Annotated in this window: 9 protein-coding genes; 2 read left to right on the top strand and 7 right to left on the bottom strand. The window is 70.6% G+C overall.

What is annotated here, in order from left to right:
• Positions 1-24 precede the first annotated feature (24 nt).
• Entirely contained in the window at positions 25-411 is a 387-nt protein-coding gene (locus ACGF4C_RS04455) for an NTP pyrophosphohydrolase (protein WP_393563171.1), read from the top strand.
• A 46-nt stretch (positions 412-457) separates the two neighbouring features.
• Here ACGF4C_RS04455 and ACGF4C_RS04450 read toward each other — a convergent pair whose 3' ends face one another.
• A complete protein-coding gene (locus ACGF4C_RS04450) occupies positions 458-1,327 on the bottom strand; it encodes a helix-turn-helix transcriptional regulator (protein WP_393563169.1) in 870 nt (289 codons plus the stop codon).
• Between the two features lie 29 nt (positions 1,328-1,356).
• On the opposite strand from ACGF4C_RS04450, the gene ACGF4C_RS04445 reads away from it, so the two are divergent.
• Positions 1,357-2,340, top strand: coding sequence for an NAD(P)-dependent oxidoreductase (locus ACGF4C_RS04445; RefSeq protein WP_393563168.1), 984 nt, complete (start codon positions 1,357-1,359; stop codon positions 2,338-2,340).
• Between the two features lie 93 nt (positions 2,341-2,433).
• Here ACGF4C_RS04445 and ACGF4C_RS04440 read toward each other — a convergent pair whose 3' ends face one another.
• The 6 genes from ACGF4C_RS04440 to ACGF4C_RS04415 all read right to left on the bottom strand — a co-directional run bounded on the left by ACGF4C_RS04440 (position 2,434) and on the right by ACGF4C_RS04415 (position 11,335).
• Positions 2,434-3,969 carry an amino acid permease gene (locus ACGF4C_RS04440; protein ID WP_393563166.1) on the bottom strand — a complete coding sequence of 512 codons (1,536 nt, stop codon included), beginning with the start codon at positions 3,967-3,969 and terminating at the stop codon, positions 2,434-2,436.
• 198 nt (positions 3,970-4,167) lie between these two features.
• The gene (gene dxs, locus ACGF4C_RS04435; protein ID WP_393563165.1) at positions 4,168-6,138 is read right to left on the bottom strand and encodes a 1-deoxy-D-xylulose-5-phosphate synthase; all 1,971 of its coding nucleotides are present in this window, start codon (positions 6,136-6,138) and stop codon (positions 4,168-4,170) included.
• 369 nt (positions 6,139-6,507) lie between these two features.
• Positions 6,508-7,893, bottom strand: a complete 1,386-nt coding sequence (locus ACGF4C_RS04430; protein ID WP_393563163.1) for a sugar ABC transporter permease — start codon at positions 7,891-7,893, stop codon at positions 6,508-6,510.
• Positions 7,890-8,690, bottom strand: a complete 801-nt coding sequence (locus ACGF4C_RS04425; protein ID WP_201807370.1) for an ATP-binding cassette domain-containing protein — start codon at positions 8,688-8,690, stop codon at positions 7,890-7,892. Before ACGF4C_RS04425 ends, ACGF4C_RS04430 begins: the two co-directional genes overlap by 4 nt.
• Positions 8,691-8,901: 211 nt before the next feature.
• Positions 8,902-9,996, bottom strand: coding sequence for a substrate-binding domain-containing protein (locus tag ACGF4C_RS04420; protein ID WP_393563161.1), 1,095 nt, complete (start codon positions 9,994-9,996; stop codon positions 8,902-8,904).
• Positions 9,997-10,135: 139 nt separating this feature from the next.
• Complete coding sequence (locus tag ACGF4C_RS04415) at positions 10,136-11,335, bottom strand: ROK family protein (protein ID WP_393563160.1); 1,200 nt, start codon at positions 11,333-11,335, stop codon at positions 10,136-10,138.
• Between the last annotated feature and the right edge of the window lie 135 nt (positions 11,336-11,470).

Raw genomic sequence — 11,470 nt, 5'->3', positions numbered from 1 at the left:
GCCCCGGCATGGCAGGGTGGCGCCATGGATACCTTGGTCATCGTCGATGCCGCGAACGTCGTGGGCTCGGTCCCCGACGGCTGGTGGCGGGACCGGCACGGCGCGGCGGAACGGCTCCGCGACACCCTGCCGGCCTACGCCGCGGACGGGCTGCCGGGCCTCGCCGAACCACCCCTGGAGCTGGTCCTCGTGGTGGAGGGCGCGGCGCGCGGGGTGACGTCCGTGGCGGGCGTACGGGTGGTTCCGGCGCCCGGCAGCGGCGACGACAAGATCGTGGAACTGGTCGCGGACGAGGGCGCCGGGCGGGACTGCCTGGTGGTCACCGCGGACCGTGGACTGCGCGACCGCGTCCAGGCGCTGGGCGCCCGGGTGACCGGGCCGCGGGCGGTCCGGGGGCGCGGACGCACGTGACGCGCGCGGCGGCCGCGCCCGGAAGCGGCGACGGCGGTCCGGCTTCTCAGGGCGCCGACGGGGCGGCCGGTGCGTCCGCGAGGCTCAGCAGGAGCATCGCGTCGTGGTCCGGGGTGCCGGGCTCGGCCTGGTAGACGACGAGGCGGTGGCCGTCGGTACGGGCCACCGTGTACGCCTCGTAGCTCAGGTCCATCCGCCCGACCGCCGAATCCGCGAAGCACTTGCGGCCGTTGGTCCGTGAGCGCACGTCGTAACGCTGCCAGAGGGTCGCGAACTCCGCGCTCTTGACGGTGAGTTCACCGATCAGGGTGGTGAGGTCGGGTGCGTCCGGGTGGGCGCCGGAGACGGCCCGCAGATGGGCCACCGTCGCCGCGGCGAGCTCGTCCCAGTTGCCGTAGAGGGTGCGGGCGCGCGGGTGCAGGAAGGTGTAGCGCGCGGTGTTGCGCCGGCGGACCGGCCACTCCTCGATGCCGGGCAGCAGCCACATCCCGGCGGTGTTGGCGGCCAGCAGGTCGTTGGACCGGCCCAGTACGTACGCCGGGCAGGGTGCGACGATGTCGAGCATCCGCAGGACGTCCGGGCGCAGGGTCCGCGACGGGGGCTCCGGTTCGCGGGACGGGCCGGGGGCGGCCGGGGAAGCCGCGCGGGCGAGCGCGTAGAGATGCGCCCGCTCGTCGTCGTCGAGGCGCAGTACGCCTGCGACGGCCTCCAGGACCGCCGCGCTCGGGCGGTTCTGCTTGCCCTGCTCCAGCCGCCGGTAGTACTCGATGCTCACCCCGGCGAGCATCGCCACCTCCTCCCGGCGCAGGCCCGCGGTGCGGCGCCGGCCGGTGGTGCCCGGCAGACCCGCGTCCTGCGGCGCCACCCGGGCGCGGCGGGCGCGCAGGAACTCTCCCAACCCCGTGTTGTTCTCCACCCGTTGAGTATGCCCCTCGCCGGATCCCGGTGCGGGGCCCTGCGAGGGCCCCCCTTGGGCGGGTCTCCCACGTCCGGGGCCCCGGGGCGCAGACTTCTTCCGTACCGAGGAGGTGCCGGACCGCGTCGGCGGGCCGGCGGAACGGGAGAGTCGAAGTGGCGAGCGTCGCAGTGGTGGGCCTGGGCATCATGGGTCGGGGCATGGCCGAGAACCTGCTGAAGAACGGGCACGAGGTGGTGGTCTGGAACCGCACCCCGGAGCGGGCCGCGGACCTGGTGGCGGCCGGGGCCGTGGTGGCCGGGAGCCCGGCGGCCGCGGTCGCCCGCGCGGAGGTGGTCTTCGAGGTCACGGCCGACGACACCTCCTCCCGCGAGGTGTGGCTGGGGGCCGACGGCATTCTGGTGGGGGCCCCGGCGCCGGCGGTGCTGATCACTTCGGCGACGCTGTCCGTGGGGTGGGTGGAGGAGCTCGCCGCGGCGTGCGCCGACCGCGGGTCCGTCTTCTTCGACATGCCGCTCACCGGTGGCGCGGCCGGCGCCCGGACCGGGAACCTGGTGCTGCTCGCCGGCGGTGACCAGGAGGCGCTGCCGCCGCTCGCACCGGTGCTCGACGCGGTCTCCAGGGAGGTCAAGCACTTCGGTCCGGCCGGCGCGGGCACCCGCTTCAAGCTGGTGCTGAACGCCCTCCAGGCGATCCACCTGGCGGGCTTCGGGGAGGCGCTGCGGCTGGCGGAGGCGGCCGGGCTGGACACCGGGCAGGTCGGCGCGGCCCTGCTGGACCGGCCCGGCGGCGTGGTCACCGAGCTGGCCTGGAACAGCTATCTGGCCCCGCCGGAGCCGGTCAACTTCTCGGCGGAGTGGGCCCACAAGGACCTCACGTACGCGGCCCGCATGGCCGGCGGGCTCCCGCACCCGGTCCTGGACGGCGTGCTGTCCCTGTTCGGTACGGCACTGGCCGAGGGCCGCGGCAAGGAGGACTGGAGCACGGTCAACCCGACGGCGGCCGGTTCGTAGGGTCGTTGCGTACGGAGTTCTCACGGATCACCCGGGTCGGGCAGGTCCGGTCGGGGTCCCGGCCGGCCCGGGTGATCCGTGGGGCGGGCCGCGCTAGCCGTTGTTCTGCCGGTTGCGGAGGCCGAGGCGGCTGTGCGATCTGCCGTAGAGGAAGTAGATGACGAAGCCGATCGCCATCCAGATCGCGAAGCGGATCCAGGTCTCGGCGGGCAGGTTGAGCATCAGCCAGAGCGAGGCGAGGACCGACAGCACCGGCACCACCGGCACCCACGGGGTGCGGAAGGAGCGGGGCAGGTCGGGGCGGGAGCGGCGGAGCAGGATGACGCCGACGGCGACGACCACGAACGCGAAGAGCGTGCCGATGTTGACCAGTTCGGCGAGCACGTCGATCGAGGTGAAGCCGGAGACGACGGCGACGATGACGCCGAGTGCGATGGTCGAGCGGTAGGGCGTGCCGAACCGCGGGTGGGCGCGGGAGAACACCCGCGGCAGCAGCCCGTCCCGGCTCATCGCGAAGAACACCCGGCTCTGGCCGAGCAGCAGGATCATGCAGACCGAGGTCAGGCCGACCGCGGCGCCGAAGCTGATGACATCGGCGAAGAACGGTTTGCCGAGGTCCTTGAACGCGTCCGCGAGCGGGGCGTCGACCGAGAGCTTGTGGTAGTTCTCCATGCCGGTGACCACGACCGAGACCGCGACGTACAGCAGGGTGCAGATGGCCAGGGAGCCGAGGATGCCGCGCGGCACGTCGCGCTGCGGATGGCGGGTCTCCTCGGCGGCGGTGGCGACGACGTCGAAGCCGATGAACGCGAAGAAGACCACCGCCGCGCCGGCGAAGATGCCCATGGCGCCGAAGTGGGACGGGGTGAACCCGAAGATGAGCTCGATCAGGGGTGCGGACACCCCGGCTCCGGCTGCGGTCGGCTGGCTGGGCGGGACGAACGGCTGGTAGTTGGCGCCGCTGATCAGGAAGGCCCCGGCGATGATGACCAGCAGGACCACGGTCACCTTGATCGCCACGACCACGCCGGTCACCCGGGAGGACAGCTTCATCCCGAGGACGAGGATGCCGGTCAGGACGAGCACGAGGACGCAGGCGAGCAGATCGAACCCGAAGTGACCCTCGTGCGTGCCGGCGAGGCCGGCGGGCAGATGCCATCCGGCGGTGTCCAGCAGGGAGCGGATGTAGCCGGACCAGCCGACCGCGACCACCGCGCACCCCAGGGCGAGTTCCAGGATCAGGTCCCAGCCGATGATCCAGGCGGGCAGCTCGCCCAGTGAGGCGTAGGAGAAGGTGTAGGCCGATCCGGCGACCGGCACGGTGGAGGCGAACTCCGCGTAACACAGGGCCGCCAGCGCGCAGACCACGCCGGCGGTGATGAAGGACAGCGCGACGGCCGGTCCGGCCTGTTCCTTGGCGATCTTTCCGGTGAGGACGAAGATGCCGGTGCCGATGATGACACCGACGCCGAACACGGTCAGGTCGAGCGCCGAGAGGGACTTCTTGAGGGTGTGTTCCGGCTCTTCGGTGTCCTGGATCGACTGCTCGACGGTTTTGGTGCGGAACAGGCCGCTGTCCCGCCGCGCCGTGTGTCGTGGTCCGATGTGTGGTCCGTGCTGTGTGCTCATGGGCGAACCTCCGCCTGGACGACCCTGGCAACTCTCCTGAACTGACCGAGTCTCCGCAATGGCGTGAAACAGTCAGCTTCGGCGGGCCCCCGGGCGGTGGGGATTCACCCGATGGGGTGCGGTTGCCGTGATGCCGATGGGCCGGGCGGAACATCCGTACGGATGACCGGCCGGCCCATCGGCAGCAGTGCGCGGGAGTCAGTCGCGGGCGACCTCGGCGGGCTCCGCCGTGCCCTGGGCACCGGCGGCGTCCTCGGTCGGCGCGGCGCCGGCGGTGTCCTCGTCGCGGTTGTCGATCTTGGCGACCAGGCCGGTCACCTGGCGGGCGATGTCGGGGGCGGTGAGCCCGATCTCCGCCATGACCTCCTTGCGGGAGGCGTGGTCCAGGAACCGCTCGGGGATGCCGAAGTCCCGCAGCGGCAGGTCCACACCGGCGTCCCGCAGTGCCTGCGCGATCGCCGAACCGACGCCGCCGCTCCGGGAGTTGTCCTCGACGGTGATGACGACCCGGTGCCGGGCCGCCAGGCCGGGCAGCGCCTCGTCGACCGGCTTGACCCACCGCGGATCCACGACGGTCGTGGAGATGCCCTGCTTGTCGAGGAGGTCGGCGATCTCCAGGCACATCGGGGCGAGCGCACCCACGGACACCAGCAGCACGTCCGGCCGCTCGACCGCGCTGGCGGGCTCGCGCAGCACGTCCATGCCGCCGACCCGGCGCACCGCCTCGACGGCGGGGCCGACCTTGCCCTTGGAGTAGCGCACGACGGTCGGTGCGTCCTTGACCTCGACGGCCTCGCGCAGCTGCGCGCGCACCTGGTCGGCGTCGCGCGGGGCGGCGATCCGCAGGCCCGGGACGACCTGGAGCAGGGACATGTCCCACATGCCGTTGTGCGAGGCGCCGTCGTCGCCGGTGACACCGGCCCGGTCCAGGACGAAGGTCACACCGCACTTGTGCAGCGCGACGTCCATCAGGATCTGGTCGAAGGCGCGGTTGAGGAAGGTGGCGTAGACCGCGAAGACCGGGTGCAGGCCGCCGGTGGCCAGGCCCGCCGCGGAGACGGCCGCGTGCTGCTCGGCGATGCCCACGTCGTAGACCCGGTCGGGGAACGCCTTGGCGAACTTGCCCAGGCCCACCGGCTGCAGCATCGCCGCGGTGATCGCCACGATGTCGTCGCGCTCCCGGCCCAGCTCGACCATCTCGTCGCCGAAGACGGAGGTCCAGCTGGCACCGCCGGAGGCCACCGGCAGCCCCGTGTCGGGGTGGATGACGCCGATGCCGTGGAAACGGTCCGCCTCGTCCTGCTCGGCCGGCTTGTAGCCGCGGCCCTTCTCGGTGAGGCAGTGCACGATGACCGGGCCGCCGAATCGCTTGGCGCGCTGCAGCGCGGACTCCAGCGCCTCCATGTCATGGCCGTCGATCGGGCCGACGTACTTCAGGCCCAGGTCCTCGAACATGCCCTGCGGCGCGATGAAGTCCTTCAGGCCCTTCTTGGCGCCGTGCAGCGTCTCGTAGAGCGGTTTGCCGACGACCGGGGTGCGCTCCAGCAGGTCCTTGCCGCGCGCCAGGAAACGCTCGTAGCCGTCCGTGGTGCGCAAGGTGGCGAGGTGGTTGGCCAGCCCGCCGATGGTCGGCGCGTAGGAGCGCTCGTTGTCGTTGACGACGATGACCAGCGGGCGGTCCTTGGCGACCGCGATGTTGTTCAGCGCCTCCCAGGCCATCCCGCCGGTCAGCGCGCCGTCGCCGATGACCGCGACGACATGGTCCTTCTTCCCGCGCACCTGATTGGCCTTGGCCAGACCGTCCGCCCAGCCCAGCACCGTCGAGGCGTGGCTGTTCTCGATGACGTCGTGCGCCGACTCCGCCCGCGAGGGGTAGCCCGACAGACCGCCCTTGGCCCGCAGCCTGGAGAAGTCCTGACGGCCGGTGAGCAGCTTGTGGACGTAGGACTGGTGGCCGGTGTCGAAGAGGACCCGGTCCTTGGGTGAGTCGAAGACCCGGTGCAGGGCGATGGTCAGCTCGACCACACCGAGATTCGGGCCGAGGTGGCCGCCGGTCTTGGAGACCGCGTCGACAAGGAAGGAACGGATCTCCCCCGCCAGCTGCTCCAGCTGCTCCGGGCCCAGTCGGTCCAGATCGCGCGGTCCCCTGATACGGGAAAGCAACGCCACCCCTGCCTCCTTGCTGCTTGCTGCTGCTGCCGTCGATCGATCGAGCTTGCCGATCAGATGAGTCTAATGTCGCGCCCGCTGCGGCGACGCCCGGGCCTTGCGATGTATGTCACTCGGGTGAAAGCCGTCTTTCGGCCGCCCTGGAAATGCCTCCAGGAACACGTTTCGGCCCCCACCGGGACACGCCCGGTGGGGGCCGACGACCACATCGCCGGAGGCCGGCGGTGTGCGGTCAGGTACGCCTGGCGGCGCTGCTGCACCCGAGAAACGACCCGCGGCTACGTGCGCCTGATGGCGCTGCCGCACCCGTGAAACGACCTGCGGTTACGTGCGCTGATGGCGCTGCTGCACACGAGATACGACCCGCGGTCAGGTGCGCCCAGCGGTCTTTTGGGTGCGCCGCGACACCGAGTCGATCACGACCGCGGCCAGCAGCACCGCGCCGGTGATCATGTACTGGATCTCACTCGCCATGCCCAGCAGGTTCAGACCCTGCTGGATGGACTGGATGACCAGCATGCCCAGCAGCGCGGACCAGATCTTGCCGCGGCCGCCGAAGAGGCTGGTGCCGCCGATGACCGCCGCCGCGATGACGTTCATCAGGGTGTTGCCGGAACCGAGGTTCTTCGTGGCGCCACCGGAGAGGCTGGCGATGAAGAGACCGCCGAAGGCGGCGAGCATCCCGGAGATCGCGAAGACGCTGATCCGGATCTTGTTCACGTTGATACCGGCCCGGCGGGCCGCCTCGGCGTTGCCGCCGACCGCGAAGATCTGCCGTCCGTACGAGGTGCGGCGCACCACGAAGTCGGCGATGACCAGCACGGCCAGGAACAGCACCAGGGCGAGCGGGAGCCCGCGGGCACCGGCCGGCTCGTTGAGGACGTAGGCGACCACGAAGGCGATCACCGCGACCACACCGGTGCGCAGCAGGATCTCGCTGAGCGGCCGGGAGGTCAGCGCGGCGGCCTTGCGGCGCTTGCTGTCCAGCAGCAGCGAACCGGCGTACGCGAGGACCGCGACCAGCGCGAGGCCGTACGCGGCGGCCTTGTCCTCGAAGTAGTAGCCGGTGAGGTTCTCGACCAGGCTGCCGCTCGGCGTGTTGATCGAGCCTTCCTGGCCCATCATCCAGATCTGCAGACCGCTCCAGCCGAGGAATCCGGCCAGGGTGACGACGAACGCCGGAACGCCGATCTTGGCGAAAAAGAAGCCATGGATGACGCCGATGACCACACCGGCCGCGATGGCGATCAGGACCGCGAGCCAGTCGCTGACCCCGTGGGTGACGCTGAGCACCGCCCAGACGGCCGCGCCGACGCCGGCGACCGAGCCGACGGAGAGATCGATCTCACCGAGCAGCAGGACGAAGACGATGCCGACGGCCATGATGCCGAGGCCGGAGGTGTAGACACCGATGTTCGCGAGGCTGTCCGCCGACAGGAAGCTGCTGTTCTTGAGCTGGAAGACGATCGCGATGACGATCAGGCCGATGACGACCGGCAGCGAGCCCAGCTCACCGCCGCGCACCCGGCGCTTGAAGTCGGCGAGGTAGCCGGCCAGGCCCGCTTCCCGGACCAGCAGCCGGGGGTCGACGGCGGCGGGCTGGGGGGCGTCGGCGGCGGTGGCCTCCGCGGTTTCCGCGGTCTCCGCGGCGGCGTCGGACGGGGACTCCGTCACGGTGTCCGTCGCGGTCTCCGCGGCGGCGTCGGCCGCAGCCTCCGTGGCGCCGCCCGCCGGCTCCTTGGTGAGGTCGCTCATGCCCCGGCCTCCTTCTTCACCTGGTCCGTGCGCGCCTTGCGGCGGGTCACCGCGTTGTCCGAGGCACCCGTGATGGCGGCGATGATCTCTTCGTGGGAGGTGCCCTCGACGTCGAAGACACCGTTGTTGCGGCCCAGCCGCAGCACCGCGACCCGGTCCGCGACGGCCTGCACATCGGCCATGTTGTGGCTGATGAGGATGACGCCCAGGCCGCGCTCGCGCAGCCGCTCGACCAGGTCGAGGACCTGCGCGGTCTGCTCGACGCCGAGCGCGGCGGTGGGCTCGTCGAGGATGACGATCTTCGGGTCGCCGATCAGCGCACGGGCGATGGCGACGACCTGCCGCTGGCCGCCGGAGAGCGCGGCGACCGGAATGCGGACGCTGGGGATGCGGATGGAGAGGGTGTCGAGCAGTTCCTTGGCGCGCTTCTCCATGGCGATCTCGTCGAGGATGCCGACGGTGCGGCTCTCGTTGCCGAGGAAGAGGTTGGCGACGACGTCGAGGTTGTCGCAGAGCGCGAGGTCCTGGTAGACGGTGGCGACGCCGAGCTCCTGGGCGTCGTGCGGCTTGTTGATGCGGACCGCCTCGCCCTCCCACTCGATGGTGCCGTCGTCGACCGGGTGGACGCCCGAAATGGTCTTGACCAGGGTGGACTTGCCGGCGCCGTTGTCGCCCACGAGGGCGACCACCTCACCGGGGTGGATCTCCAGCGTGACGTCCGTGAGTGCCTGGACGGCGCCGAACCGCTTGGAGATTCCGCGCAACGCCAGCACAGGCGTAGCGGACACGTGAATCATCTCCTTCGCCGCCGTCACAACGGCGGGGGGCATGGTGGTGCGAAGAGGGGGGCTCTGCGAGCGGTCAGAGGGGTGCTCTACGAGCCGAGGGGATGCGGGGGAGGGCCCCGCCCGCGCCCGGAACGGGTCGGCGCGGGCCGGGGCCGGAGGCCTTACGCGGTACCGAGGGGGTGGCGCCGCGTGGTTGGTGTGGCGTAGGTGCTGTCGCCGGCTACTTGATGCCGGCCGCGGCGCAGGCCTTCTTGACGTCGCCGGTGCAGATCTGGCTCGCCTTGTAGACCTTGTCCTTGATGATCGTGGAGGCGATGTTGTCCTTGGTCACGATCTGCGCGTCGTAGAGCTTGGCGGGGATGCCCTTGACCGCGCCGCTGAGGCTGTCGACCTTGGTGGACGTCAGGGAGTCGATCTTCTCGCCCTTGAGCAGCTTGACCGCGATCTCGGCCGTGGAGTCGGCCTGCGGCTTGATCTGCTTGTAGATGGTGAACGCCTGGTCGCCCTTGAGGAGCCGCTGCAGACCCGCGAGCTCGGCGTCCTGGCCGCCGACCGGGACCTTGACGCCCTTCTGCTTGAGCGCGGTGATGATGCCGCCGGCCATGCCGTCGTTGCCGGAGTAGACGCCCTGGATGCCGTCCTTGCCCAGCGAGTCGAGGGCGGCGTTCATCTTCTTGTTGGCCTCGTCCGAGGACCAGTCGGGGATGTCCTGCTCGTACGCGATCTTCTTGACCTGCTTGTCGAGGACGCTGTGGGCGCCCTTCTTGAAGAACGGCATGTTCGGGTCGGTCGGCGAGCCGTTGATCATGACGACATTGCTGTCCTTGGCCTTGTCGCCGAGCGCCTTGACCAGCGCCTCACCCTGGAGGCGGCCGATCTTCTCGTTGTCGTAGGAGACATAGGCCGAAATTTTGCCCTCGGCCAGACGGTCGTAGGCGATGACCTTGACGCCCTTCTTGGCGGCCTGGTTCACCCACGACTGGGTGGCCTTGTAGTCGACCGGGTCCAGGATGATCACCTTCACGCCCTGGGTGATCAGCGCGTCGAACTGCTTCTTCTGGGTCTCGGTCTCCTGCGCCGCGTTGTTGTACTTGACCGTGCAGTCGCTGCACAGTTCCTTGATCTTCGCCTCCATCATCGGACGGTCGAAGGTCTCGTAACGCGTGGTCTTGTTCTCCGGCAGGAGCAGGCCGATGGTCTTGTTGTCGCCACCGCCGCCCTTGGCGTTGTCACCGGCCTTGCCGCAGGCGGCCACGGAGAGGGCCATCGAGACGGCGGCGGTGCCTATGACGACGCGACGCGTCCAAACGTTCATTGGGGTTGCCTCCCTGACGAGGCCGCGTCCTTGCGGCCGAGGTGGGGGAAGTCAACTCGGCCGCTAGCCGACCGTCAAGGAGTAAATCCTTAACGAGATGACAACGGTGCCATGCGTTAGCTGTGTGAACGCAGAGCGCTTATGCCAGGGCGGGTGCGTCCACGTTCTGAGCGCCGTCGAGCAGCGACGAATCGCCCATCTCGCTCAGCACCAGCGCCAGGGCGCCCAGCACCTCGGCGCGACCGCCGAGCGTGCCGGTGACGATGCCCAACTGCCGTGCGGCGCTGGGAATTGCGTACCGGGAGACGGATTCGCGGATCGGCGCGAGCACCAGCTCACCGGCGTCGGCGAGATCGCCGCCGAGCACCACTCGGCTGGGATTGAGCAGATTGCACAGGTTGGCCACACCGCTTCCGATATGGCGGCCTACGTCCGCGATGACCCGCCGGCAGCCCGGGTCGCCCTCGCGGGCCAGCTGGACCACCCGCGCCATGGTCAGATCGGGTCCGTGGCTCGGCTGCAGCAGCGGCAGGACGTACCGGGCCGCGGTGAAGGTCTCCAGGCAGCCGCGGTTGCCGCAGCGGCACACCGGCCCGGACTCGTCCAGCGTGATGTGCCCTATCTCGCCCGCGGTACCGCCCGGCCCGCGGTAGATCTGCCCGCTGATCACCAGCCCGGCACCGACACCACTGGCGACCTTGATGTACGCGAGGTCGGCGGCCCCGCGGCCCCCGCCCCAGACCAGCTCGCCCAGCGCACCGAGGTTGGCGTCGTTGTCGACGTAGACGGGGACGCCCAGCCGCCCGGACAGCTCCTGGCGGGGGTTCGTGCCCGTCCAGCCCGGCAGGATCGCGGTCGAGCCCAGCGTCCCGGATTCCACGTCGATCGGGCCGGGCACGCCCAGGCCGACGCCGATGACCTTGTCCGCGCCGATGCCGGTCGCCTCGATCAGCCGGTTGACCAGTACTTCCGCGCGGTCGAAGCCCTCCGCGGCGGAGGCGTCCACATCGATCGGCTCGGCCTCCTCGGCGAGCACCTGGTGCGCCAGGTTGCCGACCGCCACCCGCAGGTGGGAGTGGCCGAAGTCGACGCCCACGACGATGCCCGCGTCGCCGGAGAGCGAGACGCTGCGCGCCCGCCGGCCGCCCGCCGACGTGGGGGTGACCTCGACGGTGCCGCCGTCCTTCAGTTCCCGGACGATGTTGGAGACGGTGGCCGCGGACAGCCCCGTGCTCCGGGCGATCTCCGCCTGCGTGAGCGAGCCCGCCATGCGTACGGCGCGTACCACCCGCTCCAGATTGGCCCGGTGCAGCGAGGACTGCGACCCCGGAGTCTCCATCGACTCATCCACTCCCGCCTGGGACGGACGGCGCGACGACCGCCCGCCTTGCCGGACCACAGCAGCGGGGCCCGGCTTGTCTCCAACATGTGAATCTAAGCTGAGCCGCCCGGGCCACCTCCCGTCAAGTCCTCC

It is taken from the genome of Streptomyces sp. NPDC048197 (genome assembly GCF_043202395.1).
Classification (GTDB): Bacteria; Actinomycetota; Actinomycetes; order Streptomycetales; family Streptomycetaceae; genus Streptomyces; species Streptomyces siderophoricus.
This window is presented reverse-complemented; position numbering and strand designations above follow the sequence as displayed.

Coding starts and splice junctions, on each gene's coding strand:
- ACGF4C_RS04455 (WP_393563171.1), top strand. CDS start 25: ATGGATACCTTGGTCATCGTCGATGCCGCGAACGTCGTGGGCTCGGTC.
- ACGF4C_RS04440 (WP_393563166.1), bottom strand. CDS start 3,969: ATGAGCACACAGCACGGACCACACATCGGACCACGACACACGGCGCGG.
- ACGF4C_RS04430 (WP_393563163.1), bottom strand. CDS start 7,893: ATGAGCGACCTCACCAAGGAGCCGGCGGGCGGCGCCACGGAGGCTGCG.
- ACGF4C_RS04425 (WP_201807370.1), bottom strand. CDS start 8,690: ATGATTCACGTGTCCGCTACGCCTGTGCTGGCGTTGCGCGGAATCTCC.
- ACGF4C_RS04420 (WP_393563161.1), bottom strand. CDS start 9,996: ATGAACGTTTGGACGCGTCGCGTCGTCATAGGCACCGCCGCCGTCTCG.
- ACGF4C_RS04415 (WP_393563160.1), bottom strand. CDS start 11,335: ATGGAGACTCCGGGGTCGCAGTCCTCGCTGCACCGGGCCAATCTGGAG.